The organism is Phytohabitans kaempferiae (genome assembly GCF_042433955.1).
GTDB lineage: Bacteria > Actinomycetota > Actinomycetes > Mycobacteriales > Micromonosporaceae > Phytohabitans > Phytohabitans kaempferiae.
Genome location: NZ_JBHLUH010000006.1, coordinates 1 through 25,744 on the forward strand (window position 1 = coordinate 1; position 25,744 = coordinate 25,744).

The window sequence follows — 25,744 nt, forward strand, 5'->3', positions numbered from 1 at the left end:
CCGCTTCGCGACGCGGGACGCTGCCGCGCGTCCGGTCACCGTCGATTTTCGAGTTAGACGACCTGTGGCGTCATAGCGGCCATAACTCGTCTTGATCCAGGGGTTGCCCTGCCCGGTGGACGGACCGGCCGCCGGTCCGACGAACTGTCCCGACCGATCGCGGAGCTGAGGGAGTGTGCCGGCGATTCGGCGGGAGGTGGACGCGTTGGTGCGCCCAACTCGACAGCTCTCTTGAACACGGACCCGGCCTGCGCCCGGGGCGGCCCGAGGCCCGTCCGCGCCGGGCCGGGTCGGGATCTTGGGGACGCGGGGGGTGCGGCTGCGGGAGCAGCGGTCAGGAGCGCGACGGGCACCGCGGCAGCTCCCTCTGTCACGCCGGAATCGAACCGCGCCGGAAAGCGCGAACCTCGACCGCGAAAGATCTTCCTAGGCGTCGACTGACAGGGGTTGGTATCGCTGCCGCAGGACGCCGTTGGCGAACGTGGTGGAGTCCTTCAGGCGCATCCGCACGCGGCCGAGGCCGTGGAACGGGCGCGCCGACTCGGCCCACACGACCGGGTGGACCCAGAAGTGGACCTCGTCCGCGAGGCCGTGCTGGACCAGGGCGAAGGCGAACTCACCGCAGCCGTAGGTGAGCAGGTTGCCGGCGTGGTGCTCCTTGAGCCGGTGCACCTCGGTGGCGAGGTCACCTCGCAGCAGGGTCGCGTTCCACTCCAGCGGGCCGCTCAGGCTGCTGGAAACGACGTACTTGGGAAGGGCGTTGACCCTGTCCGCGAACGCGCCGCTGGTCGCCATCCAGATGGGGGCGAGCGCCTCGTAGGTCTTGCGGCCCAGGAGCATCGCGTCGGCGAGCCGGATGTCGTCCTCGCTCGCGGCCTCGTGCTCGCCGTCGGGCTTGTACCAGCCGATGGACGGCCCGATGCTGCCGTCCGCGGACATCTGCGTCGTGATGATCGACTTACCCATCGTCTCCACTCCTTTTCGGATTGTTTCCCAGGACTGACCGGCGGGTCAGCCGTCACTGCCCTCGGTGAGCTTGGCCAGGTGCGCGGCCAGTAGGTCGTAGGACTGCTGGGCCCCGTCCGCCATGCCGGAGGCGACCATGCCGTCGCGGTCTTCCCGCGTGTCGAAGCGCGTGACGCCGGTGACCGTGGTCTTGCCGCCCTCCTCGGTGAACTCCAGGGTCTCCAGGCACACGTGACCCGGCATGCCCTCGAACTCGAAGGTCTGCACGATCCGCTCCGGCGCCTTGATCTCCCGGTACTCACCGCGGAACGCGTAATCCCCGTCTGGGGCGTGCTCGACGAAGCGGTAGCCGCCGCCCGGGCGGAAGTCGATCTGACAGTCCAGCGGATTGCCCCGGCCCCACCAGTGCTTGAGGTGCTCGCACCTCGCGTGCGCCTCGAAGACCAGCGCGCGCGGCGCGTCGAACACGCGCACCATCTTGACCTCCAGGTCGGAGGGGAGGGTCACCATCAGCTCGTTCATCTCAGGTCTCCTGTCGTGTCCGGTCCTGCTGGAGTTGTTTCAGGTATTCGCCGAGATGGTCGTAGCGCTGCTCCCAGAACCGCTGGTACGTCACGATCCACTCGGCCACCTCGCGCAGCGGCCCGGCGTCGAGCCGGCACGGCCGCCACTGGGCCTCCCTGCCGCGGGTGATCAGCCCGGCCCGCTCCAGCACCTTCAGATGCTTGGAGACGGCTTGGAGGCTGATCGGGAACGGCTCGGCGATCTGGTTTACCGTCGCCTCGCCCTCTGCCAGCCGGGCCAGGATCGCCCGCCGGGTCGGGTCGGCGAGTGCGCCGAACACCTCGCTCAGCCGATCCACCGTCACCACCTAATTCAACCATCTGGTTAATCAACTCTGAGGTTGAATATCCCCCAAGTGAACGTGCCTGTCAAGCGCACCCCGCCGGCCCGCGGTGGCAGGAGCTTCCGCAAGTACGCTGGCCCGGTGCGTGACAAGGTGACCCGACTGTTCGTGGTGGTGGCGATCGCGGAGGCGTTCTCCTGGGCTGGCCTGCTGGCCGGGATGGCGCTGAAGTACGGCCCGCCCGGTAACGAGCTGGGCGTGCAGGTCTTCGGGCCGATCCACGGCGCGCTGTTCATGGCGTACTGCGCGCTGGCGCTGGTCACCGCCCGAGCACACCGTTGGAGCCTGCTGGCGACCGGCGCGGCGTTGGCCTGCGGGATACCGCCGTTCGCCACCCTGGTCTTCAAGCGGTGGGCCGGCCGGCGCGGGATGCTCGACATCAGCACCGAGGCGCGCGAGCCGGCCCGCGTGGGCTGATGACCCTCCGCGACTCCCGCGCGGCGCCACGTCCGGCGCGCGGGTAGCGCTCGGCTCAATCAGGTTAGTGGCCGGGCACGCTTCACCTGTCAGGTGCCGGTGCCGTCACGGTCACCGCCAGTCCCACGGATATTCGCGTGCTGATCAAGTTGGCCAGGGAGCGTGGCGATGATCAAACGGCTCGACCCTGGAGGCTCATCTTGCACCGTGCTCATCCGGCCCGCACCGTTCGTTGGGCGTTGGCGTCGCTGGTCATCGGCCTGCTCGTGGTGGCGGGTCTGCCGAGCCCGGCCGCGGCGACGGTGTCGTCCGACCGGCTCGCGCCGGGCGTCACCTACGAGGAGTTCACCCGCACCACCGCACGCGGAGTCGTACACGGTCACCTCGTCGAGGTCGACCTCCGCAATCCGTTCGTCGTGGTGGACCTGCTGACCGCGGGCGCGGTCGCGGCGCGGGCGCCGCTGTCCACACAGGCGAACGAACGGCGTGCGATCGCGGCCGTCAACGGCGACTTCTTCAACGTCAGCAATACCCAGCCCGGCGTTCCGGTGACCGGCGCGGCCGTCGGTCCCGCGATCGGCGGCGGGCGCGACCTGAAGGCGGCGGTGCCGGACCGGCAGCGGTTCGGCCCAGGGCTGCCGGCGGGCACCTCGACGCGGGATGTCATCGGCGTCGGCGTCGACCGCGTGGGCCGGCTCGCGACGGTCGCGTTCGAAGGAAAGGCCCACACCACGCGCGGCGGGTTCGCCATCGACGGCTTCAACCAGTACGCGCTGCCGATGAACGGCATCGGCGTCTTCGACAGCGAATGGGGTACCCCGTCGCGCAAGCGCTCCACGTGCGGCACCGACACCACACGCGAGGCTCCGTGCAGCGACAACACGTACGAGTTGACGGTGCGCCGCGGCAAGGTGGTGCAGGCCACCACCGAGCCCGGCGAGGGCGCGATCGCCCGCGACACCGTGGTCCTCGTCGGCCGTGAGGAGGGCGCCGACACCCTCCGCGAGCTGGAGCCCGGCGACCGCGTGCGGGTCGACTACGACTTGGCTCCCAACACGTACATCCCCTTCCGGTTCGCGGTCGGCGGGTTCCCGGTCCTGCGGGACGGACAGCCCTTGGCGGGGCTGAACGCGACCACCGCGGCCATCCGCTCCTCGGCCGGGGTCAGCCAGGACGGGCGTCGCCTCTACCTGATGGCGCTCGATGGCGCGAGCGCCGGCCTCACCATCGCGGAACTCGCGCAGCTGATGCGGGACTTCGGCGCGGCGAGCGCGGTGAACCTGGACGGCGGCGGGTCGTCCACATTGGTCGCACGCAAGGTCGGCGAGCCCGCCGTCGCGGTACGCAACCACCCCTCGGGCGGTGTCGAGCGGGCGATCCCCAACGGCATCGGAGTCTTCTCCCGCCTCGGATAGCCCCGGCCGTCGCCTGACGTTCCTGAGCCGGTCTCGGCGCGCGGCGCTCGGCCGAGACCGCTATCCGTTGGCGGGGTCCTCGCCCCTGGCCGGCTGGTAGCAGCCGGAGCCGAATCCAACGGCGAGGTGGTCCTGCGCGGAGCGGCTGGTCACCGAGACGTTGAAGTGGGCACTCGGGTGACCGGCGAGGAGCGAGCCGGTGACCGTGTCGGGCAGGGACACGTCGGGCGCCACGCGAGACTCGCCAAACTGCCAACCATCGCGATGCCACCGGTCGCGGATCGCGCCTACGGTCGCCACCTGGCTGTCCGGGGACAGGGGGATCCGGGCCGTGCCGCTCAGGGCCCAGGAGCGGCCGGGGTTGGCGATGTCGCAGCGTGAGGTCTTGACCTGCCAGTTCGTCACGGTGCCGCGGGCCAGGTCGGCGAGCGCCTGGACCTCGGTGCGGATCGCCGCTTCCACGTCGGCTCTGGGCTTCGCCTCGGACGGCTGCCCTCCGCCTTCGTCCGCGCCGGCGCACGCGGTGGTGAACAGCGATGCGGTGGCGAGCACAGCCAGGATCCTGACGGTCGCGCCGGTCATATCGGTCCCTCCCCGTGGTGACGCCGGCACGAGCCCGCAGGACCGGACCACCGCTGTCGTCCACAACAGCCTAAGCCGCCCCACCGTCACCTCGAAGGCTCGGGGCGGTGGCGGACGGTCGCGCCGAGGGCGGCGAGTTCGGCGGTGAGCGCCCGCAGGCGGTCCTCGTGCCGGGCCGTGACGGTGATGGCCTACGCGGCGCGGGCGAGCGCGGTCGCGACGGCCCGCCCGATGCCGCCGGTGGCGCCGGTGACAAGCGCGGTACGGCTCATCGTGGATCGCCGCCGGCGAGGCGGCGCAGGCCGCGCTCCACGAGTACCGGCACGGCGGGCCCCACGTCGTCGAAGCCCTCGCCGACGGTGTTGTTGGACAGGTGCCGCGCGTGGATGCCAGTGGATCTCCAGGTCGGGCAGGGCGGTGGCCAGCCAGGCCCGCACCGCGACCAAGTCGATGCCCGGGCGGAGTGCACGGTGGCGGGTTCCTCGATCAAGGGCGACCCTCCTCGCGGGGTACGACTCGGCGGGCCAGGGCCCAGCGGTGTGCCTCGGACGGCCCGTCGTACACGCGGAACGGACGCACCTCGATGTAGATGCGCCCGAGCAGGCTCTCCTCCGCCACGCCGAGCCCGCCGGCGAGCTGGACGCTGCGGTCGACGATCCGCCCGACCGCCTCGCTGACCTGGACCTTGGCGATCGAGGTGAGGTCGCGGGCCGGGTCGCCGGAGTCCAGCGCCCAGGCCGCCCGCCAGATGAGCGTCTGCGCGGTGGTCAGGTCGATCACGTTGTCGGCGATGACCTGCCGGGCCATGCCGTGGTCGGCCAGCCGGTCGCCGAAGAGGCGGCGGTCGGCGGCGTGCTCGACCGCGATGTCGTGCGCCCGCCGGGCCGCGCCGAGCCAGCGCATGCAGTGCGTCAGCCGCGCCGGGCCGAGCCGCACCTGGGCGTTGCGGAAGCCCTTGCCGACCTCGCCGAGGACCGCGTCGTCCGGCACGAAGCAGTCTTCGAAGCGGACCACCGCGTGGCCGCCCACGCTGATGCGGTCGATCGTCTCCATGTGCCGCACCAGGCGCAGGCCGGGGTTGTCCGCCTCGACCAGGAACATCGTCGCGCCGGGCCGGTCGTCGTGCCGGGCCATGCAGATGGTGACGGCGGCCCCGTCGGCGCCGGTGATGAACCGCTTCTCGCCGTCGATGCGCCAGCCCCCGGCCACCTGGCGCGCGGTCGTGGCGAGCGCGGACGGGTCGGAGCCGGCGCCCGGTGGTGGCTCGGTCATCGCGAACGCGGTGCGGATCTCGCCGCGGGCCAGGGGACCGAGGTACCGCTCCTGCTGCTCCGGCGTGCCGACCTTGCTCAGCAGGTGGCCGTTGCCCTCGTCGGGGGCGGCGCAGTTGAGCGCGAGCGGGCCGAGCAGCGCCCAGCCGGCCTCCTCGAACACGATGCTCTGGCCGCGCACGTCCAGGCCGAGCCCGCCCCAGCGAGTGGGCAGGTGCGGCGAGAGCAGGCCGGCCTCGCGGGCACGGGCCTGCAGGTCGAGGCGTACCTCGTCGTCCGGCCCGCCGTCCGCGAAGATCCGCGCCTCGCGGGGGGCGACCTCGTCTCGGACGAAGTCGCGTACGCGGGAGCGCAGCCGGTCAACCTCGACAGGGATGGTGAAGTCGATAGCCACGGCAATCCTCGAATGATGCGGGAGGGACCGCCGGCGCGAGGACGGGTACCCGGCCTAACGGTCGCTCGATTGGGTCCAGCATGTCCAGGCGCGGTCGGCGATGTCAAGACGACGATGATCACGCAAATACCGGGGCTTCTCGTCCGTTATCTCCCAAGATATGCGCGGACTCGGCGCCGGATCAGCGACGGCTTGCCTATCGAGCGCTTGGTAGAGAAAAGGGCCGCTGTTAGCATCCCTGTCATGCCGCGTGAACGGAAGACCGTTGTCAGCGACGTCGCCATTGGTGACCGGGTGATCCCGGTCGCGGCGGCGATGTTCCGGCGGCTTGGCTACGCGCGCACGAGCACTCGCGAGCTGGCCACTCGGCTGGGCATCCAGAGCGGGTCGCTCTACCACTACATCAACGGCAAGGACGATCTGCTCTACCAGATCTGCAGCTCGGCGCTGACCCACATCGAGGAAGCCGTGCGCAAGGCCACCGCCGCGGCGCCTGTGGAGCGCAAGCTGGAGGTGGTCATCAAGCGCCATCTCATCAGTGCCCTGACCGACAGCGACTCGCACGCCACGATGCTCGTCGAGCTCAAGGCGCTCTCCGCGGAGCGCAAGGCGGCCGTGATCCGGCAGCGCGATCAGTACGAGGAGCTGATCCGCACGATCATCGAGGAGTCGCAGGCGGCAGGCGTGGTGCGGGCCGACATCGAGGCCAAGTACCTGACACTCGGCCTGCTCAACCTGTTGAACTGGTCGATTTTCTGGTTCGACCCGGACGGACCGCTCACCGAGGACGAGTTGGCCCGTGTGCTGGCCGCGGTGTTCCTGGACGGAGCCCGCGGTGGGGGAGCCCGCGCCAGCGGATAGGCGACACCGGGCCGACACGGGTCGCCGTGGAGGCAAATCTTGAACGTACCGTCATTGATCGATCGCGCCGTCGCGCAGTACCGACGGCGAGGTCGTCACGGCCCGCCGCGGCCGGGGATGCACGGCTCGACGTTCGATGTGGACGCCGACTCGGCCGGCTGGGAGACGGTGGTCGACGGACGGACCCGCGACTTCTCCCGGCTGCTCGACATCGACGGGCTGCGTCGTCGCGTATGGGCTGGCCTGCCTGGAGCTGGAGGCCGCACCGCCCGGCGGTCACGAGGGCGGACACCGTCAGCGTGGTTTCCCGCGATACGTCGGTGAGTCCGGCCCTGGCGGCGGAGGCTTTGGTGGTGGGTATCGGCGGGGGAATCTTTCTGATCGCGCTCGGCGCCGTGCTGACGTTCGCGCTCGAGCTCAATCCCTGGTGGATCAACGTGAAGGCGACCGGCGTCATCATCATGCTCGCCGGGAGCGCGGTCCTGCTGGTCACGCTCTGGTACTGGCATGACCGGCGGCGCCGCGCCGTCGCGCTGGACCGACGCTCGTCGCCCGCGCGGTCGCCGGTATCGGCACCGCCGCCAGACGCGGGGCCGTCCAAGCCCTCGCCAGCGGATCCGCCGCCAGCCGCACAGCCGAGCGACGGTACATGATCCGCTGGCGGTGCGGCCGGCAGCTCGGGCGGAAGGCGCGCTGCCGGCGGCCATGAGCACGCGGTCGTTCCAGGTCCGCCCCGGTGCATCCGGCGCCGCATGAATCCGGCGGTTGGGGGCAAGCACCGGCGGTGTCTGGCGAAACTGGCGGTCGGGCGCTGACCCAGGCTGCGAGCACTGGGACCGCCGCTGGCGGCAGAGCCTGCGGGAGGACGACCCCGACCTGGCCGTGATCCTGCTGGACCGCTGGGAGCCTCCATTTCACCCCGGACGGCGTACAGCGGTGGATCGCCCCGTGGCCGCTGCCACAACTCACCCGGACGCCGTACACGGCACCGGCTGAACGCCTGCGAAGGGTCCGCGCGCCTGGTGCCGATCCGTCTAGACTCGGCTGTTCCCGTGGAAGGAGCGCTGTGGGCGATATGGGCTGGGCGCCGGACGTACTTCGTGACGCCGGCGAGGATGACGGTGACGTCTACGTCGTGGGCGTACGCGAGAGCACCGATCCTGGGTCTTGGTCCTTGTTGTTCATGGAGTGCCTCGACGCCGACGACGAGCAAGATATCGAGCTTGGCATGGATACGTACTGCCTGGTGGTCGACCCCGGCCAGGCCACGCACTACGGCGGCGTGCGCGAATGCGGGATCACCGGTGGCGAGCTGAGGCTTGTGTTCGCGGAAGACGCGGCAGCGACGCTGGGCCTGCCAGTTGAGAAGCGATTCGTCCTGGACCTGCCGGCGCAGCAGCTCGAACTGCTCGGGCGTGGCCTGAGCCGAGTCCTGACATCCGGCCGGCGCGACGCCGTTCCCCACCGACTCGAGGTCTAGGGTCGGGGCGGCTCCGCCTCGCCTCGCGTTCAGCCTCGCTGGTCTGCGCGGCGCGTGCCGGTGACCGTGGTGCGGGGTAGGCGCCCCGCACGGGAGTGGCCGGTCAGGGTTTCACCGGCCACGACCACGTCGAAGTCGAGGTTGAGGCGCATCGGACGGGTCACCGACTGCCGCCAGGTCACTCGCGGTCCGTCGCAGGCGAGCGCGGCCAGCGGTACCGTTTCCGACGGTGTCGAGGCGGTGCCGGCGACCACGCCCTCCGTGTCACTGAAGGCATAGACGGCGTTCAGCGTGCCGATCGGGGTTTTCAGGGTGAAGTCCCAGGTGCCGACGATGGGATGCAAGACGGCTTCCGTTCAGATCGTGATGGGCGTGCGGCCGGCGTCGCGCCACACGACGCCGCGCCGTTCGTACTGGAACAGGGTTTCGACGGCGTGCGCGACCCGTGGGCCAAACTCGCGCTCCAGGATGTGCAGCCCGAGGTCCAGGCCGGACGTGACGCCGCCCGCGCTGATGAGGTCGCCGTCGTCGACGACGCGGGCCGGCACCGTGTGTACGCCCGTCGCGTCGAGCACGTCCATGCCAAGCTCGTGCGTCACCGCGTGGCGCCCCTCGATCAGGCCGGCCATGGCCAGGGCGAGTGAACCGCCGCAGACGGTCGCGACAGTCACATCGGGGTTGCGGAGGGCGGCGAGCAGCAGCGGTGCCGCGGCCGACTCGGCGAAGCGGGCCAGGAGCACGGGGATCGTCACCACGCCTTGGTCGGGGTCGCCGGTCGTGGGGCCGCTCGCACCGGGTACGACGACGTAGCCCGGCCGGTCCGGATCCAGGCTCGCGGTCGCTCGCAGCGTCAGGCCGGAGGTGCCGCTGACCACTTCCCGCGGGCCGTCGGCGGAGACGAGCTCCACCGCCAGGACGCCTCCGGCCGCGGCGCTTCCGGCGGCGAGAATCTCGAACGGCGCGATGACATCGAGTGGGTCGAACCCGTCGAACAATACGATCTGCACCAACACACCATCGATCCTCGGCCTCGCCGGTCGACCCGACCAGGGGGAGGATTGCCATCCTCCAACGGTTTCTCGCCGCGTCCGCGGCCTTGCGGTGTGCCTGCGAGACTACGATCTGTGCGAGACGCTGAATCCACTGCCGAAGAGCGCGCCTTCTTGGCCGAGCTTGCGAGGCACGTGCCGGATGTGCAGGACTGGTACCACGAGGACGATGACGGCACCGCCTGGATGATCGCGTCGTACGACTTTGCCCGCCGCAACCAGATCTACGCGACCCTGCGGCTGGACTACCGTCTCGCGCTGTGTCTGGAGCGGCGGGGGTGTGGGTTGTTCACCCGACACCGCACATGTTCGCGAGCCCGTAAGTTGGTTACATCCTCGTGCCAGAGACAGGTACCCGTACAGGCAAGGGAGTCACTGGAATGCCCACGCGCAAGGCAATGGGAAAGATGGCAGTCGTCGCCGGGACGGTGGTTGCTACGCTGCTGGCCGTCGCCAGCCCCGCACAGGCCGCCGTTCGTTCCTACGACACCGGCTACGCAGGGGTTCCGTCCACTGTGGGTATTGGCTCCGGCTGGGGGCAGATCACCTGGCTCAACCGGTCGGTCCAGGTCAGCGGCAAGGTGGACGACCGCGGCAACGCCAGCTACTACAGCCAGGTCATCTTCGAGGCATACGTCGGAGCGCTGCGCGTCGACCGCCAGACCCGCAGCATCAACAACAACGTGCGAGGGTACGGCTTCACCCTCGACGGAAGCGCCTACCGGGGCGGAATCACCAGAGTCAAGATCGACGCCTGTGTCTTCCGCGCCGGGACCAACGCCCTCTGGGGATGCACACTCGCCGGACCGCGCAACCTGTACCGCCCCTGACGATTCCGTCGCGGCGGGCGCAGGGCTACGTGCTGGACGCCGGTCGTCAACCCGGGACGGCGTGCTACCGGCTGTGTGAGGCTGTCGGACGTGATGCACAGGGGGCCGTTCGCGGACGAGGTCCGCGTCAGCGCGGAAGGCGTGACGTTCGTGTGGCCCTGGCGCTCGCCCGAGGCCCGATCCACGACATCCGGCGCCGCGTGGGTGCGCGGATGTCGGGCATGACGCTAGCCACCGGGGAATGGGCCAACTACACCCACTCGGACGTTCTGCTCGCGAGGAGCGGTGTGCCCGGGTTCCTCTACCGCCGCTTCCGCAGGTGGGCCGACACCATCGCCGCACGTTCCGACCTCGAACGATGATGGGTCAACCGCTCATCGCGCATTGAGCGGGCACGTGCGAGGTCAGGCGGTCCAGCCGCCAAGACCGTGAGCGCCGCGGCCAGCAGGCGTCGCGGCGGTCACGCTTCGTTCGTCCCGGAAACTGTCAGTCGTGCATCTGCCCGGTGCTGCCGGCCGTGACGAGGGACTGCACGTCCTCGGGAAGTGACTGCTGCACCTTGTCCATGACGCCACCTTGAGTAGCCTCGTCGACAACCTCGCACACCACCCGGGCCGCGAACGCCGCCCGGGGTTCGTCGAAGCCGGACCGGCTGGATACCCGCGCGACGAACTCGTCCAGGTCGAACCGTTCGCCGGTGCCGTAACCGCTGAACACCTCGGTGCGGCGCAGGTGTTCGCCGACCTCGATCGGCAACTGTGCCGCCAGGTTCTCCGCCAAGCCCTCCGGGATGCGCTCGCCGAGTGTCTCCAGCACCGATCGGGTGGCCCGCTCGGCCTCGCCGCGGCTGGACAGCCGAGCCCGTGCCTGCACCTGCCCGATGAACTGGTCGTGTTGCATCGTGTACTCACCTCCGGATGGATGGGCTCAACAAAGGTGGTACCCACCTGGCGACGGCCTATCCACTTGCGCGGGGTGGTGTGGTCGATGGACCGACCACGTCGCCCGCCCAGGTGGCACAGGTCACCACCATCGACTGGGAAAGGGCCGCGCCGAGACCGATACGGGGACCAAGCGGACGCCCGTGACGAGCGGAACACGAGGCGGCGTTTCCCGGGAGCGTGGCACGGCCCGCCGACCTGTCCGATCAGGACGGAGGTACAGGAAGACCCGTCAGCGTTTCCGGAGACGTCGGGTCATCGCGTCGTTGAAGTCCTCGAACGAGAGTCCCGAGGCGATCAGGTCGGTGATGTCGACGACGGTGGGCTCGGCCCGGGGCTGCGCCTGACGGTCAGGGTCCACCGGAAGTCGCGCCACCCCGAGTGGCTCGGTCGCCGGCTTCCCCTCCAAGGCCGCCGGGTCGAGACTCCACGCCGCGGCGACTCGCATCACGTCGTCCTCCCTTACCGTGACCGAATCGTGCGCGGCGTCGAACGTGGCCGGCAGCCCGATCGCGAACTCGATTTCCTGGGGATCTCCCTGCCATCGCGTCACCGTGCCTGATTCGCCGAGGTACCCGAACGACCGCACCAGCCGACCGCCGACCGCGCGTGTCCACTCGTGTGACTCGGTGACCCGGTCAGTGTAGAAGAGCTGCACCTCGCGGTCGAGCGCACCGGAAAGCGCGGCGACGTCAATGTAGTCACTGGCCATCGCGACCCATCGGCCCGCCACAAGTGACCATGTGGCGCCGCCGGCGCCGGTGAGCGGAGGCGTGGCGATGACGATGTCCGCCTCCGCGTATGCCCGCTCGACGCCCTCCCGCCAGGCGCCGTTGCCCACGATACGGCCCCCGAGCGCGTCGACGACCTCTCTCGCGCCGCCGTCCCGGATCGCCAGCCAGCCCGTCTTGTATCCAAATCCCGCCATCCGCGTCGCTGTCACGGAACGAGATTAGACGCTGTTGCCGAAGCGCGGTCCCACCAGGGCTGCTCGCCCCGGTGGGACCGCTCAGCGGACCGCAGGCTAGACGCAGGCGTCCAGGACCTGTCTCGAGTAGGACACCGACCGGCCGGTGTCTCCGTTGGCGAATCTCCACGTGGTGATGGCCTGGGTCATGTAGTACGCGCAGACCGGCGTGGGGCTGTCACTGATCCGTGCGGTGCTGTATCCAGTCTTGGCCACGATCACGGGGCCCCAGTTTTCGGTGTGCGTCTCCCAGACACCCCAAGGCGCGATCGAGTACTTCCTGAGCATGTTCGCGGTCACGTTCACGGCATACACCGTTCCGGTGCATCTGGTGCTGTTGGTGGCGTGAACCTCGGAGTAGCCGGAGTACGCGTGGTAGGTCGGGGTCTGTCCGACGGCAACACAGCCACCTCGGAGCGTGGTGGTCCGGACGGTGTTGGACGCGGCGCTCTCGGAGAAGGCGTTGGCCGCGGTGACACGGAAATCGTAGGTTGTATTGAAATTCAGGAGGTTCATGGTGATCGACGTCTCGGGCGTCGGCCACGTCGCCTTGACCCACGCGCCGTTGCGGGTCACGTTGCGGAAGTAGATGAAGTACATGACGTTCGGCGATGGGCTTCGTGTCCAACTCAAGTCGACCGCGTTGAACTGGGCCCTCGCCCAGAGGTTGGACGGCGCTGCCGGCACCGGAGGCAGTGGCCGCGCGGTGGCCACATTGGTCGGTGCTGAGTCGCCGGTGATGTTTGTCGCTCGTAGTCGGAAGTCGTAGGTGACGCCGTTGGTCAGCAGTGATGCCGTGTAGGTGCAGCATGTGGTGACGGGAATGCTGATTCGGCGCCATGCCCCGCCGTTGGCGCGGTATTCGACCCAGTAGTAGACGTTGGCTGTCGGGCTGGCTGTCCAGCGCAGTGTCACTTTGCCGTCGCCGGCCTGGGCGGTGAGCCCGCTCGGCGGTTGTGGCGCCGGAGGCATCGGGCGTGCGGTGGCCACATTGGTCGGTGCTGAGTCGCCGGTGATGTTTGTCGCTCGTAGTCGGAAGTCGTAGGTGACGCCGTTGGTCAGCAGTGATGCTGTGTAGGTGCAGCATGTGGTGACGGGAATGCTGATTCGGCGCCATGCCCCGCCGTTGGCGCGGTATTCGACCCAGTAGTAGACGTTGGCTGTCGGGCTGGCTGTCCAGCGCAGTGTCACTTTGCCGTCGCCGGCCTGGGCGGTGAGCCCGCTCGGCGGCTGTGGCAGCGGCGGCATGGGCCGCGCGGTGGCGACGTTCGAGGCCGCGCTGTCACCGGAGGCGTTGGTGGCCCGAAGCCGGAACTCGTACGTCGTGCCGTTGTCCAGGAACGACATCGTGTAGCTGCAGCATGTGGTGAGCGGCAGTGGGATCCGCTGCCAGGCGCCGCCGCTGGGTCGGTGCTCGATGGCGTACCACACGCTGGGGCTGGGACTCGCGGTCCAGCGCAGCGTCACCTTGCCGTCGCCGGCCTGGGCGGTCAGTCCGCTGGGGGGCTGTGGCAGCCCGCCGAGCGAGGTCACCCGGATGGTGTCCGACGCCGGCCCCTCGCCGCCCTGGTTGGACGCCGCGACCTTGAACTCGTAGACGTGGTTGTTGACGAGCGGTCCGATGGACACGTTGGTTTTCTCGGTTGGCAGGCCGAGTTTGGTGAAGGCGGTCTGTCCGGCCGTGACGTCGCGGTAGTAGCCCCAGTAGTAGAAGTTGCCGGCCGATGGCGGATCCCAGTCCAGGTCAACACTGCCGTCCCCGGCCGCCCGTCCGGTGAGGTTGCGCGGCGCAGCCGGCGGGGCGTAGTTCGAGACCGCCTGGACCGGATCGGACAACGGTCCGGCCTGGCCGTTGGTGGCGCCCACCTTGTACTCGTACCGGTGAGCGTGGGTCAGTAGGCTAACCGTGAAGGTGCAGCAGGCTGTCACTGGCAGCCCGATCTTCGTAAACGACGTCTGACCCGCCGTCACGTCGCGCTGGTACACGTCGTACCAATGAGGACCGTTCGCCGGTTCACTCCAGTTGAGGACGATGGTGCCGTCGCTCTTCGGCGTCGCCGTCAGCCCGGTCACCTTGCCGGGCAGCGGCTTGCGCGGCGTGACCCGCACCAGATTGGTCCGTGTCGACTCGCCACCTTGCCCGATCGCCGAGACGGCGAACTCGTACTCGGAGTTGTTGTCGAGGTAGGCGGCGGTCATCGTGCAGCATTCCGCGACCGGGTAGGGCAGCTTGGTGAATTCGGTCTCTGCCTCGGTCACGTTGCGCTGGTAGACCCAGTACCAGACGTTGGGCGTCGGACTCGCCACCCACGTCAGGTCGGCCTTGCCGTCACCCGCCGTGGCGGTCAGCCCGGTTGGTGGCTGAGGCATCGGATACCGCGACGTGGCCCGGGCGGGGTCGGACGCTGGTCCTTCGCCTCCCACGTTGGTGGCCGCGACCTTGAACTCGTACTCGTGCCCGTGCGTCAGGTAGGCGGCCGTCAACGCGCAGCAATCCACGACCGGGTACGGCAGCTTGGTGAAGTCCGTCTCGCCCGCGGTGACGTCGCGCTGGTAGACCCAGTACCAGACGTTCACGGCGGGCGGCTGCCAGGTGAGCGCGATCGTGCCGTCGGTGTTCGCGGCGGCCGCCAGCCCGGTAGGAGCATCGGGTGGCTGAGTGCGTGCGGTCGCGCTGGCCACATTGGACTGTGGCCCGGTGCCCATGCTGTTGGCCGCGGCCACCCGGAACTCGTATGTGTGGCCCTCCTGCAGCCCGTGCGCGACGGCGCTCGTCCCGGTCTGCCGCTCCGTCCAGGGCGTGAAATCGGGGTCCCCGTCGGTCACGTCCCGCTGCGAGACGACGTAGTGCACGTTCGGCTGGGAGACGCCGTCCCAGCGCAGCCGGATGGTGGAGTCGGGGTTGGATGTCGCGGTCAGGTTCGTCGGTCCCTGTGCCGGCGGCTGCTCGATGTAGAGCAGCAGGTTGGGTGAACCCATCACGTCCTGCACCGCGCCCGGGGTGGCGGGCTTGAGCAGCACCTCAGCCACGTCGGCGGGGCTGTACTCGGGGTGGGCCTGCAAGAGCATGGCCGCGGCGCCGGCGACGTGCGGCGTTGCCATCGACGTCCCCGTCAGGGTTCTTGTCTCGTTGGGACCACCGATGTACGCGGACTCGATGTCCGCCCCCGGCGCGAACAGGTCCACGCAGGCACCGAAGTTGCTGGCTATCAGTGGATTGGTGTTGGTCCAGCGCTTGCCGTCCTTCGTCATCGCCGCCACCGTGATCGCTTCGGGAGCACGGGCGGGAGTCGCGCCACACGCGTCGATGTTGTTGTTGCCCGCGGCCGCGACGACCGTGATCCCCGCAGCGACTGCCTTCTTGACCGCGTTGTCGACCTGGGTCGACTGGTTTCGAGGCAACGAGGCCGGCCAGGCCAGACTCATGTTGATCACGGCGGGCTTCTGCAGGTTCGCGAGCACCCATTCGATGCCTTCCACGGCCATGCGTTGGGTACCTTGGTTCTGGCAGTCGAGGACCTTCACCGCGTGCAGGCGTACGAACTTCGCCACCCCCCAGCGGGAACCGCCGAGCGTGCCCGCCACGTGGGTACCGTGGCCGTTGCAGTCGTCGGAGTTCATGTTCTGGTCGACGGTGTTCCGGCCGGATGAGATCCGGCCGACGAAGTCGTTGTGGTCCAGCTTGATGCCGCTGTCCAGCACGTACGCGTGTACGTTGCTGGCGTCGTTCGGATAGTGGTACAGCTTGTCCAGTAACGGATCGCGCTGGTCGATGCGGTCCAGTCCCCACGATGGCTCTGGCGCGGGCCCCTGCACACCGCCACCCTCGACCGAAGTGACCTGGTCCTGCTGGACGTCGAGCACGTCGGGATGCCCGGCGAGGTCGATGGCCTGAGCCTGCGTCAGTGCCGCGGAAAACCCGTTGAGCGTCAGCGGAAACAGCCGGTCCAGCGTGCCGCCGGACTGGGCGAGCAGCTCGCGGGCGAACGCCTCGACCCCACGGCTGCGAACGGCCGCGTTGTCCTTGAACCGCACGATGTAGTAGCCCGAGACGGCGCTCGGTGTGTTGGCCAGCAGGATGACACTGGCATCGCGCTCAACGCGGGCGGTGACCGCGACCGTCGCGGAGAACGGCCCTTCACCCACGGCGTTGGCGGCGGTCACCTTGAACTCGTAGCGGTGACCGGTGACGAGCCCACCGACGTCCGCCGCCGCCGACCCCAACCGTTGCCGTTGCCGGCTGAAATGGGTCTGACCGTTGGTCACGTCACGCCGGTACACGTAGTACCCGGTCGCCCCACTGATGACGGTCCACCTGAGATGCACGACGCCAGCGGTATCGGCTGTCACCGTCACCCCGGTCGGCGCGACTGGCAGGGTCGACGGATCCGGCTGCGGCCGCGGCCAGTCCAGCTCCACGAACCGTGGCCGATACAGGCGGGCATCCGCGAAGTTGTCAGGGTTGTTGAGGCTGTTGACGTCGTACGACATGAGCAGCTTCCCAGGCCGGGCCAGGTCGGGATGCAGCCGTGCGGTGTAGACGATTTTCTCTGTTCCCGCCTGCTGCTCCGGTGCGGTCAGCAACTGGATCGGCCCGCTGAACGGGCCGGTCGGCGACGCCGCCGTGTACGCCACGAACTGCGGGTCGAAGATGGTGTTCGTGTCCTGCGTGACCACCACGTACTGACTGCCGACCTTCTGCACCGCGAACGAGTTGCCGACGCCGCTGAGTAGTCGGGCGGCAGCAGACTCGGTGGCCGACCAGCCGCTGCCGGTCCAGTACTGCCAGGCACCGCCCAGACCGCCGACCGAGGCCCGCGCGACGTGCCCGAACTTCATGCCGCCCAGCCCTTCTGAGGTGCCGTAAATGTAGGTGTAGGAGCCGTCGACAAGCACCGCCGATCCCCATTGGACGGACTTGCCCACCGGCAGGTCAACCAGTGAGGTCTGGGTCAGGCCGGGCAGCGAGAAGGTGGCCAGCGACGTGCCCATCAGCTCCATGTCAAGGCTGCCCTGCCCAAACTGGCGGAAGCGGTTGTAGAGCACTCGCAACTCGCCGGACTCCACGACGGCGTCGGCGACCCATGCCAGCTCGTCCTGCGAACTCGGCTTGACCAGCGGCTCAGGAAACGCGGCCGACCCACCCATCAACGTCGTCGTGAGCTGCACGCCTTCCTGCACGACCAGCGTGTTGTGCACCATCGGCGTGTCCGCCGGACGGCTACCGTCGGCATTGACCGAACCGAGAAACGTATCCGAGAACAACCACGCCATCCGGCCATCCGGCAGCAGCACTGACACGGTGCTGTCGCCGCCGGTCCAGTGACCGCCCGCATCGCCGTACGCGGCGAACATGGAATTCACCTGCGCCGCTGTCATCCCGCCGGCCGGCACACTCGCCGCCGCCCGCGCCCCGCTGCCGGTGATTATCACCGTGAGCGCCACGACGATCAGAAAGGTGCAAGATCCCGCAATGAAGCGACGGATCCCCGTCAGACCCCACGTTGTCATCGCCGAAGTATGAAGATCATCGGCTTCAATTCGACTTCATCTGCGACTGGGACGTTTGGTTTGGCGAAAGACGAGGGTCATCTCGTGTGTCGGCGTCGTTCTTGACTTGCTCGACTCACCCCGCGCGGGCCGACACCCACTGGCAGTGGCAGAACAGCAGGGTCGCCCTCGGCGAGACCTCGGTGAGTGTGGACAACGTGCCGATTGCCCTCCCCTCATCCCGGCTCAGCATGATCGAGAAACCCGGCCAGGGTTGCATTCCGCAGCGGTTCGCTGGAGATCCGTGTGGCTGAACTTTCGAGTGCGCTGCTCGCCGGCGATCCTGCCGTGTCGACCAGAGGCGCCCGCTGAATGCGCGACACTGCCATCAGCCCGTACCGATGGATTTGTATGTCGGGGTGGTGCAACAGTTCATGCCCGTCGAGCGTGTTGGACCGACGGGAGGTGGGAGTGGTCGAGGACTTCGGGTCGTTCGTCCGTGACCGTACGCCGGCGCTGCTGCGCTATGGCTTCGTCCTGTCGGGCAATCCCCATGATGCCGCTGATCTGGCGCAGGAGGCGCTGGCGCGGTTGGGCGAACGGTGGTCGAAGGTCAGCGCGCGGGGCGATCCGGAGGGCTACGTTCGCACGACGATGGCGCGGTTGCACATCAGTTGGTGGCGGCGGCGCCGTCGGGAGCATCCGGTGCGGGTCCTGCCGGAGCAGAGCTACGTCGAAGCTGGCATCGCCGAGGCCGAGGGTGATCTTGGTCTGTGGCGCGCGGTGACCGCCCTGCCGCCCCGGCAGCGGGCGGTGCTCATGTTGCGCTACCACGAGCAGCTCAGCGACGAGGAGATCGCCCGGTTGCTGGGGGTTTCCCGGGGAACGGTGCGCAGTCAGGCCGCCCGTGGCCTGGACAAGCTGCGCGACGTCGCCGAGTCGCAGGTTGAAGTACGGGTCAACGGGAGGTAGCCGGGCATGCGTATGAACCTGGAGGACGATCTGACCCGTACGTTCCGGGCTGCCGGCCTGGCCGCTCCGGACTCCGAGGCGGGTTTCTCGGCGGCGCTGGCCGCCCGCCGGCGCCGACGTGCCCGGACCAGGATGGCCGCAGTGACCGCCGCGTTCACGGCGGTGGTCGCGGTTACGGCCGGGGTGGCCGCCTTCGGCCTGCCCATCGCCCAGCAGCCGGACCTGGCGCAGCCACTCGACGCGGCGCCGCTGCCGACCGGATCATTGCCCACCGTCGACCTGTCCGTGGCCAAGCCGTACCGCGACCTGTGGCCGGATGCGCTCGTCGAGCTGCCTCTCCGGTTGCCGGACGGGCGGCGGTACTCGGTCGAGGCGGCATTGGGCGGCGACGCTTACCTCGTAGTGCCGCGGGACGAGCGGGGTCCTTTCCTGCCGGTGGTGCTCAACGCCCGGACCGGTGCGGCGCGGGAGCTGGCAACGGCTCCGGCGTCCGGCTATACCGCGTACGACCAGGCGGGCATCTACCTAACCGAGCATCACATCGTGTGGGTCGTGGCGGCGCAGGAAACGGGCGGCGTCAGGTACCGCGAGGTTTGGAGTGCGGCCAGGGACGGCGGCGCGGCCGTGCGCCGGGCGAGGTTCGGCCCGGACGACATGCGGGTGGCGGTCGCCGAGGTCGGCGGAGTCTTCTACGCCAGTACCCAGCCCGATGCGGGGGTCGGGGCGGTCTACCGGATTCCGGATGGCGGCGAACCGCAGAAGGTGGCCGGCAGTGAGGGGTACGCCCTGCGGTACGGGCCGTGGGCCGTGCGTCGCTCGGTGCGGAAGGTGGAATTGAAGGAGTTGGATCGGGCGGCGGCGCCGGTGGAGCCTCCCGAGTTCTGGAACGTGGCCACCGGTGAGCGCCTTGTGCCGCGCGCCCTGGACGGGGTCACCATGATGGGGTGCACTCCGCGCGTTTGCGTCGGGCAAGCCGCAGGGAGCCTGGTGAGCTATGGCACCGACGGGAGCCGACCGCTGCGGGCGACCGGCGTCGCGGTGGACTCAGCCCTCATGTACAGCGTGTACTTCGACAGCACCGGCCGATTCATCCAGCTCCGGCTCAAGTCCGGCGTTTACCTGTGGGACCGGAAGACCAACACTGCCGGTACGCAGCAGGACGGGTCCTCTGGGGACGGCGATGTGATCGACGTGGGGCAGCTCGGCGGCAAGCAGCACCTACTCGTTTTAAGTCGCATCCGCTGAGCCCAGCACGCAGAACGTGAGTACTGGATAGATCTCGCAACGCCGCCACGGCACCTGCCCTGATAGACCAATCGTCGTACCGGGTCTTGTGCCGCATTCCTAGCGAATTCTGAGCGATACAACCGTCGAATTTTCATATCGCCAGGCAGCAAACAGCAAAGCGACTCAGGGGATGATTGCGTGTTCAACAATAGACGATCACCAATCTCTCTGTTGTCGGCGCGGACCGTGTTGTCATCTGACAGCGATAGTGTGCGCCGCAGGGTGGCGGGGCTGGACGCGATCCGCGGCCTTGCCGCTCTGTACGTGGTGGTGAGCCATTGTAGGTTGCTGACATTTCCTGGGTACCCGGCCAACACCGGACCGGGATGGCACAACTGGCTGCTGCATGGCCGCCTCGCGGTGGTCGTTTTCATCGCGCTGTCAGGGTTCTCCTTGGCCATCGCACCGGCTCGCGGCGGATGGCAACTATGCGGCACGCTGCGATTCGCCCGGCGCCGCGCCTGGCGAATCCTGCCCCCATACTGGGCGGCCCTGGTGTTCAGCCTCGCGATCGCCGCGACCATAACGCCCTTGCCGCTCACCGACCCGCCAACCATCCGCTCGGTCGTCGTCTACGGCCTGCTGATGCAGGACATCGTCGTCGCGCCGGTGCCCAACGGTGCCTTCTGGTCGATCGCGGTGGAGGCAGGACTGTACTTCGCGTTCCCGCTCCTACTGCTGATGCGCCGCCGAGCGGGCGCGGCGGCGACACTTGCCGCCATCACCGTGCCGGTAATCGCGGCTGGCCTGCTGCACCCTCGCATATCCGCAGCGGAGAAAGCGACGGGGTTCACCCTGGAACTCGCGCCGCTGTTCACCTTCGGCCTGATCGCAGCCGGAATCTTCACCGCCAACGACCGGGTCCGCCGGTGGCCGTGGCATTGGCTCGCCGCGCTCGCCGCCACACCCGTGATACTGCTGATAAGCGTCAAAGGATCCGTGTGGACGGTTACGCACTACTACTGGATCGACCTCGCGATCGGCCCCGCGATAGCCATGCTGCTGGCCGCCGTGGCCAGCCAGCGATCGTCCGCGCTGATGCGGCTCCTGGACAACCGTCCCATGCGAAGTCTCGGCAGCATCTCCTTCAGCCTCTACCTGATCCACCTTCCAATCGTCTCGATAATCAGCCGCCGGCTGGTGGCGCCACATGTCACACCGGGCATGCCGGCCTTCTGGACCACCCTGATGCTGGCGGTGCCGGTCTGCGCGCTGACAGCCTGGTGGTTCGCGGCCGTCTTCGAGAAACCGTTCCAGCGGCACCGCACCTGGGCCTCGTTGAAGGTAGCCGCGTGTGTCCGGTGGGAACGGTGTCATCGAATGTTTCACCGTCGGTAGGAGGCGACCGGGCCTGACCGAGATCGGCGTCCGTTGGTACGACCACGGCCCGTTGACGGACCTGGCCGACCCGCGATAAGCGCAGGCAGCGCGCCTGCGGCCTACCCGGGCCGGCCAAATTGTTGGCGTGGTCAGTAGCCAGGCGCCCAGAGCGCCCAGCCGCCGGTTACCTGGTAGCAGGAGTAGTAGTTCCAGAGCGTGCCGACTCCCCGCTGGCCGAAGGCGTGGCAGGACTCCGCGCTGGGGTAGACGCCGACCACGCCGGCGCTTGCCGGTGACGCGGCGGCACCACCGAAGGCGGCGGCGATCGCGGCCACAACCGCCAGCCTGTACAGCGCTCGCTTCATCGCTTCTCCCATCCATGTGTTCGCATCGATCGAAACGTTTAAGGAAGTTTACAGATGGGTCGGCGACGCGGGGAGCGAAGTGCGTAAATGCGCACCTGCGACGCGTTTGACCGAGGCGACGGGTGCGGCGTGTACGGCGGTCAGCCACTCCAGCGCCGCCTCCCACACGGTCGGTCAGGGCCGCCTGGAGGGTCATGCCCACCGTGCTGTAGCGGCCGTCGAGCACCGCGCCGCCGGCCCAGCGGGACGTGGGCAGGGCACGGCCGTCCCGGTCGGCGATCGGGCGGTGGTCCACCGTCGTCCAGTAGCGGGGCCGAGCCGTGGTGCCGGGAGCCGGGCGTGAACCAGGCCAGCGCGAGGCTGCGCAACCTGGTGTACGTCTGAGTGACCAATGTGGAGTTCGTGGTCTGCCGCAGCGCCAGGTTGGTGAAGACCTTGCCGCGGTTGGCGGCGCGGTCCAGGAGCGTCAGGCAACCGGTTAACGAATGGCTGGTGTCCGGGCCGGCCGCCGCAAGTTACACGCAGGCGGCGACGGCCTTCGACCGTCAACGGCGTATTGGCGTGACTCATGCGCCGATCGCGTATGACCGGGCGATGAGGTCGGCCATCGCCCTCTGGAAATCGTCGCGTCGCCGCTGGCTCCATCCCGCCGTCAGCTCGGCGAAGATCTCCTCCTGCCATGCGTGGGCCTGCCTCAGCGCGGTGAGCCCGGCGGACGTGACGGAGACTTCGCGTCTGCGGCCATCCGACGGTGCCGTAGTCACCGTCAGGTAGCCGGCGTCGACCGCGCTTTTGACCAGACGCGACGCACCGCTCTGGTCGATGCCGATCTCGTCAGCGACAGCGTTCACCGTCGCGGACTCCTCACGGCCGACCAGAGTGGCGACTGCCTCGGTCGCCAGCATGAGCCGCCCCTGCTCCGCGACAGAACCGTCCGCCGTGGTCGCACGACGCGACCAATGCCGCACGAAGCCGAACAGGAGCTGCCCCGGCCCCGCCGTACTCATTCGGTCGCGGCCATCTCGCGGCAGATGTAGGCCAGCTCCAGCGCTGATCTCAGATCCGGCAGCCGCAGCGCGGCCGTGACCTTCGCGCCCGCGACGCGGAACACCGTCGCCACACGAGTGGGAGTCTGGTTGTCAGGCCAAGTCGCGTCTTCCTCCACCACCATGAGCCGCTCGCTCACCGGATGCCACGAGCGCGGCACGAGCCGGATCCCCGAACGATCCACCCAGTCCGCGAACTGACCCGGCGTGATCGGACCCGCGCCCTTCGGGCCGAGGACGACGACGGGATCACCGACTGCCGCCGCCGAACGGGAGAGATCACCAGCGTTCACGCTGGCATGCCACTCGTTGATGGCATCTTCCAGTTTCGATTCCATGAACCGAAGTGTATGCGAAACGCATACTTATCGGTTTCGTGCGATCTCGACGGCGATCCTCCCGACTCCGCCTTCGGGACTCAGCCGCCTTCGGCGGTGTTGCCGGTGACGACAACCTCGTCCTCGCGAAGTTCATGGCCCGCCTCGCAGTGCAGCGAGATCCGGACAGCGGCATCGCAGCCGGCATGTGTCATGGCGACGCTGCCGCGATCATCAGGCAGATGGGTCTCGCCCCAACTGAGCAGGCCGAGCACGATCGGGGACAGTTCCCGACCGCGGTCTGTCAGGACGTACTCGTGCCGCGTCCGTTGCCCGGGCTCGCGGTAAGGCCGCTTGGCCAGCACGCCGATGGCGACGAGTTCTCGCAGGCGCTGCGCGGCGACCGCCTCGGTGACGCCGACCCGTTTCACCAGGGGGTCAAACCGGGATACGCCGTAGAACACCTCACGCAGGAGCAGGATCGCAGGGCGGTTGGCCAGCGCGTGGAGGGCGCGGTCGATCGGGCAGTGGTCGCCGAGCGGAACATCACCGCGGTCGGCCAGTCGTCCCGCCAACTGCAACACCATGTTTCTCACCCTACACCTGACTTGCCTTGTCGAAAGTCAGGCCCTACGGTCTGGCTATGCCATCCCAAAGCCAGCATCCCCGGGCGATGACCGCCATCCTCACCGGCGCGACCTTCCTGGCAGGCCTCGATCTGTTCATCGTGAACGTCGCCTTCGACGAGATCGGTCGCGACTTCGCCGGCGCCGGGAGTGCGCCGGCCCTCGCCGAGCTGAGCTGGGTGCTCAACGCCTACACCGTCGTTTTCGCCGCGTTGCTCGTGCCGCTCGGGCAGCTCAGCGACCGGTATGGCCGCAAGCTGGGGTTCGTCGCCGGGCTCGCGGTCTTCACCGGGGCCAGCCTCGCCTGCGGCTTCGCCGACAATGTGTGGTCGCTGGTCGCGTTCCGCGTCGTGCAGGGCGCCGGAGCGGCGGCGATGACCCCGGCGAGCCTCGGCCTGCTCCTGGCGGCTCTCCCACCGCAGCGCCGCGCCGCTGGCGCCCGGTTGTGGGCGCTGACCAGCGCGCTGGCCGCGGCGCTGGGCCCCGCGGTGGGTGGCGGGCTGGTCGAGCTGTCGTGGCGGTGGGCGTTCTGGATCAATGTTCCGGTGGGACTGCTGCTCGTTCTTGTCGCGGTCCGCTATGTCCCTGAGGTCCGGCACAATCTCACCGCGTCGCGGCCGGACCTGCTCGGCGCCGGCCTTCTGGTGCTCGCGGTCGGTGTCCTCGTCCTCGGCCTGGTCCAGGCGAACGACTGGGGGTGGTCGTCCGCACAGGTCGTCGGCTGCTTCGTCGCCGCGGCGGCGGCGATCGCCGCCTTCGCCGCCAGGAGCGCCCGCCATCGCTCCCCGGTCATCGAGCCGACCTTGCTCCGGGTCCGGTCGTTCACCTGGGCGAACGTTGCCACCCTCGCCTTCTCCGCCGGCTTTGGCGCCGCGCTGCTGCTGTCGATCCTCTGGCTCCAGCAGGCCTGGGGCTACTCCGCTCTCCACGCGGGCTTGGCGATCGCGGTCGGCCCGCTGTGTGTACCGATCACGTCGATACTCGCCGCACGGCTGCTGCCCCGGGTCAGCCCGTCCCGTCTGATCGCGCTGGGCAGCCTAGCGGTCACGGCCGCCGCAGCCGTGCAGGCGAGCACGCTGAACGCCACGCCCGCGTACCTGACGTCCTTCCTGGCACCGTGGCTGCTTGTCGGTGTCGGTGTCGGTCTCGCCATGCCGAACCAGGTCGCCGCGGCGACCGCCACCCTGCCCCCGGCACACGCCTCGGCCGGCAGCGGTGTCGTCAGCACATCCCGCCAGATCGGGTTCGCGCTCGGCGTGGCCATTCTGGCCGGCATCCTCGGCACCGGCGCGGCGAACATCGGAACCGCCCGGGCCGCATGGCTCTTCGTGGCAGCCACCGGCATCCTGGCCGCGGCCGCCGCACTCACCATGGAGACCAGCGGACGATCGGCCCGCGGTGGCACTGACCCCGGGCCGCCTTCCCCCGAGCAGCCGGCCTCTCCCAGCCAACCCACGTCGAGGGAATCCTCATGACCATCACTGGCGAGCCAGCGCTGGGCACGCCAGTCCCGCCTTCAGGTCGTCTGGCCCGCCGGCAGCGAGCCCGACCGGCACCAGCCCCGCCATGGCGCCCGGCGCGAGGCTGGGATTAGCTAGGCGGCAGGTCGCGGTCGTGGGTTGCCCGGCGAGGGTTTCAGCTGTTGGGTGGTGCGGAGTAGACCGCTGAGGTGTACTGGCCGACGGCGTGTTCGTGCAGGTGGGTGGCGAGGTCGGCTTCGCTGATCATGCCGACGATGCGTTGGTCGTCGTCAAGTACGGGTAGCCGCCGGATCGTGTTTTGTTCCATCAGGGCGAGGACGTCGTTGATGTCGGCTTGGGCATCGACCGAGATGGGGATCCCCTGCGCCAGTTCGCCCACGGTCATCGCCTGCGGGTCGCGGCCCTCGGCGATGCACCTGACCACGATGTCCCGGTCGGTGATGATGCCGTTCAGGCGTTCGTCGTCGCAGATCGGCAGGGACCCGATGTGCATGTCGCGCATCTTGCGTGCCGCCTCGGCGATTGTCTGCGGCGCCGCGATGCATTCGGCGCCCACGTGCATGATGTCGCGTGCGTTGGTCATCTCATCCCTCGCTCTCGGCGGCTCTTTCCGGGCCAGGCCGCCTGGCCCCCGCGCTCACGGCGGCATCCGACACGGGTCGTATGCCCCAAGCTGCCGGCCAGTAACACGTGCGGCGGGGGCAGGTCGCGGCGGCGGCGATCATCCGGCCGCTGGGCGCGGGGCCGGCTGACCGATGCG

The 25,744-nt window shown here is 69.0% G+C and carries 26 protein-coding genes; 10 read left to right on the forward strand and 16 right to left on the reverse strand.

Annotated elements, in window-relative coordinates:
• Positions 1 to 426 precede the first annotated feature (426 nt).
• The 3 genes from ACFFIA_RS05330 to ACFFIA_RS05340 are packed head-to-tail and all read right to left on the reverse strand — an operon-like array spanning position 427 to position 1,834.
• Complete coding sequence (locus tag ACFFIA_RS05330) at positions 427 to 966, reverse strand: dihydrofolate reductase family protein (RefSeq protein ID WP_377246281.1); 540 nt, start codon at positions 964 to 966, stop codon at positions 427 to 429.
• 45 nt (positions 967 to 1,011) lie between these two features.
• Entirely contained in the window at positions 1,012 to 1,488 is a 477-nt protein-coding gene (locus tag ACFFIA_RS05335) for an SRPBCC family protein (RefSeq protein WP_377246284.1), read from the reverse strand.
• A gap of 1 nt (position 1,489) precedes the next feature.
• Positions 1,490 to 1,834 (reverse strand): ArsR/SmtB family transcription factor, encoded by a 345-nt coding sequence (locus ACFFIA_RS05340; protein WP_377246482.1) that lies wholly within the window; start codon positions 1,832 to 1,834, stop codon positions 1,490 to 1,492.
• Positions 1,835 to 1,954: 120 nt separating this feature from the next.
• Here ACFFIA_RS05340 and ACFFIA_RS05345 point away from each other — a divergent pair, with 120 nt between their 5' ends.
• Positions 1,955 to 2,290: a DUF3817 domain-containing protein gene (locus ACFFIA_RS05345; RefSeq protein ID WP_377246287.1), complete on the forward strand. Its 336-nt coding sequence runs from the start codon at positions 1,955 to 1,957 to the stop codon at positions 2,288 to 2,290.
• Positions 2,291 to 2,529: 239 nt separating this feature from the next.
• A complete protein-coding gene (locus tag ACFFIA_RS05350; protein ID WP_377246290.1) occupies positions 2,530 to 3,705 on the forward strand; it encodes a phosphodiester glycosidase family protein in 1,176 nt (391 codons plus the stop codon).
• 60 nt (positions 3,706 to 3,765) lie between these two features.
• On the opposite strand, the gene ACFFIA_RS05355 is transcribed toward ACFFIA_RS05350, so the two are convergent.
• The 3 genes from ACFFIA_RS05355 to ACFFIA_RS05365 all read right to left on the reverse strand — a co-directional run bounded on the left by ACFFIA_RS05355 (position 3,766) and on the right by ACFFIA_RS05365 (position 5,952).
• Positions 3,766 to 4,287: a hypothetical protein gene (locus tag ACFFIA_RS05355; protein WP_377246293.1), complete on the reverse strand. Its 522-nt coding sequence runs from the start codon at positions 4,285 to 4,287 to the stop codon at positions 3,766 to 3,768.
• 268 nt (positions 4,288 to 4,555) lie between these two features.
• The gene (locus tag ACFFIA_RS05360; RefSeq protein WP_377246296.1) at positions 4,556 to 4,777 is read right to left on the reverse strand and encodes a hypothetical protein; all 222 of its coding nucleotides are present in this window, start codon (positions 4,775 to 4,777) and stop codon (positions 4,556 to 4,558) included.
• A complete protein-coding gene (locus ACFFIA_RS05365) occupies positions 4,774 to 5,952 on the reverse strand; it encodes an acyl-CoA dehydrogenase family protein (protein WP_377246299.1) in 1,179 nt (392 codons plus the stop codon). Before ACFFIA_RS05365 ends, ACFFIA_RS05360 begins: the two co-directional genes overlap by 4 nt.
• Positions 5,953 to 6,195: 243 nt before the next feature.
• On the opposite strand from ACFFIA_RS05365, the gene ACFFIA_RS05370 reads away from it, so the two are divergent.
• The 3 genes from ACFFIA_RS05370 (at position 6,196) to ACFFIA_RS05380 (ending at position 8,293) form a co-directional block, all read left to right on the forward strand.
• Positions 6,196 to 6,813: a TetR/AcrR family transcriptional regulator gene (locus ACFFIA_RS05370; RefSeq protein WP_377246302.1), complete on the forward strand. Its 618-nt coding sequence runs from the start codon at positions 6,196 to 6,198 to the stop codon at positions 6,811 to 6,813.
• A 320-nt stretch (positions 6,814 to 7,133) separates the two neighbouring features.
• Positions 7,134 to 7,466: a hypothetical protein gene (locus ACFFIA_RS05375; RefSeq protein WP_377246305.1), complete on the forward strand. Its 333-nt coding sequence runs from the start codon at positions 7,134 to 7,136 to the stop codon at positions 7,464 to 7,466.
• Positions 7,467 to 7,888: 422 nt separating this feature from the next.
• The gene (locus ACFFIA_RS05380; RefSeq protein ID WP_377246485.1) at positions 7,889 to 8,293 is read left to right on the forward strand and encodes an Imm10 family immunity protein; all 405 of its coding nucleotides are present in this window, start codon (positions 7,889 to 7,891) and stop codon (positions 8,291 to 8,293) included.
• Positions 8,294 to 8,322: 29 nt separating this feature from the next.
• Here the strand turns inward: ACFFIA_RS05380 and ACFFIA_RS05385 are convergent, their stop codons facing one another.
• Complete coding sequence (locus tag ACFFIA_RS05385) at positions 8,323 to 8,637, reverse strand: hypothetical protein (RefSeq protein ID WP_377246308.1); 315 nt, start codon at positions 8,635 to 8,637, stop codon at positions 8,323 to 8,325.
• Between the two features lie 12 nt (positions 8,638 to 8,649).
• Complete coding sequence (locus ACFFIA_RS05390) at positions 8,650 to 9,315, reverse strand: DJ-1/PfpI family protein (protein WP_377246488.1); 666 nt, start codon at positions 9,313 to 9,315, stop codon at positions 8,650 to 8,652.
• Positions 9,316 to 9,749: 434 nt separating this feature from the next.
• Between ACFFIA_RS05390 and ACFFIA_RS05395 the strand changes: the two genes are divergently transcribed.
• Positions 9,750 to 10,172, forward strand: coding sequence for a hypothetical protein (locus ACFFIA_RS05395; protein WP_377246311.1), 423 nt, complete (start codon positions 9,750 to 9,752; stop codon positions 10,170 to 10,172).
• A gap of 486 nt (positions 10,173 to 10,658) precedes the next feature.
• On the opposite strand, the gene ACFFIA_RS05400 is transcribed toward ACFFIA_RS05395, so the two are convergent.
• From ACFFIA_RS05400 to ACFFIA_RS05410, 3 genes are all read right to left on the reverse strand, one after another.
• Positions 10,659 to 11,072 carry a DUF2267 domain-containing protein gene (locus tag ACFFIA_RS05400; protein ID WP_377246314.1) on the reverse strand — a complete coding sequence of 138 codons (414 nt, stop codon included), beginning with the start codon at positions 11,070 to 11,072 and terminating at the stop codon, positions 10,659 to 10,661.
• A 273-nt stretch (positions 11,073 to 11,345) separates the two neighbouring features.
• Complete coding sequence (locus tag ACFFIA_RS05405; RefSeq protein ID WP_377246317.1) at positions 11,346 to 12,056, reverse strand: hypothetical protein; 711 nt, start codon at positions 12,054 to 12,056, stop codon at positions 11,346 to 11,348.
• Between the two features lie 81 nt (positions 12,057 to 12,137).
• Positions 12,138 to 17,591, reverse strand: coding sequence for a DUF5005 domain-containing protein (locus ACFFIA_RS05410; protein WP_377246320.1), 5,454 nt, complete (start codon positions 17,589 to 17,591; stop codon positions 12,138 to 12,140).
• Positions 17,592 to 18,041: 450 nt separating this feature from the next.
• On the opposite strand from ACFFIA_RS05410, the gene ACFFIA_RS05415 reads away from it, so the two are divergent.
• From ACFFIA_RS05415 to ACFFIA_RS05425, 3 genes are all read left to right on the forward strand, one after another.
• Positions 18,042 to 18,542 carry a SigE family RNA polymerase sigma factor gene (locus ACFFIA_RS05415; protein WP_377246323.1) on the forward strand — a complete coding sequence of 167 codons (501 nt, stop codon included), beginning with the start codon at positions 18,042 to 18,044 and terminating at the stop codon, positions 18,540 to 18,542.
• Positions 18,543 to 18,548: 6 nt separating this feature from the next.
• Positions 18,549 to 19,787 carry a hypothetical protein gene (locus ACFFIA_RS05420; protein WP_377246326.1) on the forward strand — a complete coding sequence of 413 codons (1,239 nt, stop codon included), beginning with the start codon at positions 18,549 to 18,551 and terminating at the stop codon, positions 19,785 to 19,787.
• A 264-nt stretch (positions 19,788 to 20,051) separates the two neighbouring features.
• On the forward strand, positions 20,052 to 21,167 hold the full coding sequence (locus ACFFIA_RS05425) for an acyltransferase family protein (protein WP_377246329.1): 1,116 nt from the start codon (positions 20,052 to 20,054) through the stop codon (positions 21,165 to 21,167).
• A 131-nt stretch (positions 21,168 to 21,298) separates the two neighbouring features.
• On the opposite strand, the gene ACFFIA_RS05430 is transcribed toward ACFFIA_RS05425, so the two are convergent.
• The 4 genes from ACFFIA_RS05430 to ACFFIA_RS05445 all read right to left on the reverse strand — a co-directional run bounded on the left by ACFFIA_RS05430 (position 21,299) and on the right by ACFFIA_RS05445 (position 23,464).
• Positions 21,299 to 21,514: a hypothetical protein gene (locus ACFFIA_RS05430; protein WP_377246332.1), complete on the reverse strand. Its 216-nt coding sequence runs from the start codon at positions 21,512 to 21,514 to the stop codon at positions 21,299 to 21,301.
• A 566-nt stretch (positions 21,515 to 22,080) separates the two neighbouring features.
• Positions 22,081 to 22,419: a MarR family winged helix-turn-helix transcriptional regulator gene (locus ACFFIA_RS05435; RefSeq protein WP_377246335.1), complete on the reverse strand. Its 339-nt coding sequence runs from the start codon at positions 22,417 to 22,419 to the stop codon at positions 22,081 to 22,083.
• 98 nt (positions 22,420 to 22,517) lie between these two features.
• Entirely contained in the window at positions 22,518 to 22,898 is a 381-nt protein-coding gene (locus ACFFIA_RS05440; RefSeq protein ID WP_377246338.1) for a hypothetical protein, read from the reverse strand.
• An 80-nt stretch (positions 22,899 to 22,978) separates the two neighbouring features.
• Entirely contained in the window at positions 22,979 to 23,464 is a 486-nt protein-coding gene (locus tag ACFFIA_RS05445; RefSeq protein ID WP_377246341.1) for a winged helix-turn-helix transcriptional regulator, read from the reverse strand.
• A 56-nt stretch (positions 23,465 to 23,520) separates the two neighbouring features.
• Here ACFFIA_RS05445 and ACFFIA_RS05450 point away from each other — a divergent pair, with 56 nt between their 5' ends.
• Positions 23,521 to 24,978 carry an MFS transporter gene (locus ACFFIA_RS05450; RefSeq protein ID WP_377246344.1) on the forward strand — a complete coding sequence of 486 codons (1,458 nt, stop codon included), beginning with the start codon at positions 23,521 to 23,523 and terminating at the stop codon, positions 24,976 to 24,978.
• A gap of 160 nt (positions 24,979 to 25,138) precedes the next feature.
• Here ACFFIA_RS05450 and ACFFIA_RS05455 read toward each other — a convergent pair whose 3' ends face one another.
• On the reverse strand, positions 25,139 to 25,567 hold the full coding sequence (locus ACFFIA_RS05455; RefSeq protein ID WP_377246347.1) for a CBS domain-containing protein: 429 nt from the start codon (positions 25,565 to 25,567) through the stop codon (positions 25,139 to 25,141).
• Positions 25,568 to 25,744: the final 177 nt, after the last annotated feature.

Coding starts and splice junctions, on each gene's coding strand:
- ACFFIA_RS05330 (WP_377246281.1), bottom strand. CDS start 966: ATGGGTAAGTCGATCATCACGACGCAGATGTCCGCGGACGGCAGCATC.
- ACFFIA_RS05335 (WP_377246284.1), bottom strand. CDS start 1,488: ATGAACGAGCTGATGGTGACCCTCCCCTCCGACCTGGAGGTCAAGATG.
- ACFFIA_RS05355 (WP_377246293.1), bottom strand. CDS start 4,287: ATGACCGGCGCGACCGTCAGGATCCTGGCTGTGCTCGCCACCGCATCG.
- ACFFIA_RS05370 (WP_377246302.1), top strand. CDS start 6,196: ATGCCGCGTGAACGGAAGACCGTTGTCAGCGACGTCGCCATTGGTGAC.
- ACFFIA_RS05380 (WP_377246485.1), top strand. CDS start 7,889: ATGGGCTGGGCGCCGGACGTACTTCGTGACGCCGGCGAGGATGACGGT.
- ACFFIA_RS05395 (WP_377246311.1), top strand. CDS start 9,750: ATGGCAGTCGTCGCCGGGACGGTGGTTGCTACGCTGCTGGCCGTCGCC.
- ACFFIA_RS05400 (WP_377246314.1), bottom strand. CDS start 11,072: ATGCAACACGACCAGTTCATCGGGCAGGTGCAGGCACGGGCTCGGCTG.
- ACFFIA_RS05410 (WP_377246320.1), bottom strand. CDS start 17,591: ATGACAACGTGGGGTCTGACGGGGATCCGTCGCTTCATTGCGGGATCT.
- ACFFIA_RS05420 (WP_377246326.1), top strand. CDS start 18,549: ATGCGTATGAACCTGGAGGACGATCTGACCCGTACGTTCCGGGCTGCC.
- ACFFIA_RS05430 (WP_377246332.1), bottom strand. CDS start 21,514: ATGAAGCGAGCGCTGTACAGGCTGGCGGTTGTGGCCGCGATCGCCGCC.
- ACFFIA_RS05435 (WP_377246335.1), bottom strand. CDS start 22,419: ATGCTGGCGACCGAGGCAGTCGCCACTCTGGTCGGCCGTGAGGAGTCC.
- ACFFIA_RS05440 (WP_377246338.1), bottom strand. CDS start 22,898: ATGGAATCGAAACTGGAAGATGCCATCAACGAGTGGCATGCCAGCGTG.
- ACFFIA_RS05445 (WP_377246341.1), bottom strand. CDS start 23,464: ATGGTGTTGCAGTTGGCGGGACGACTGGCCGACCGCGGTGATGTTCCG.
- ACFFIA_RS05450 (WP_377246344.1), top strand. CDS start 23,521: ATGCCATCCCAAAGCCAGCATCCCCGGGCGATGACCGCCATCCTCACC.
- ACFFIA_RS05455 (WP_377246347.1), bottom strand. CDS start 25,567: ATGACCAACGCACGCGACATCATGCACGTGGGCGCCGAATGCATCGCG.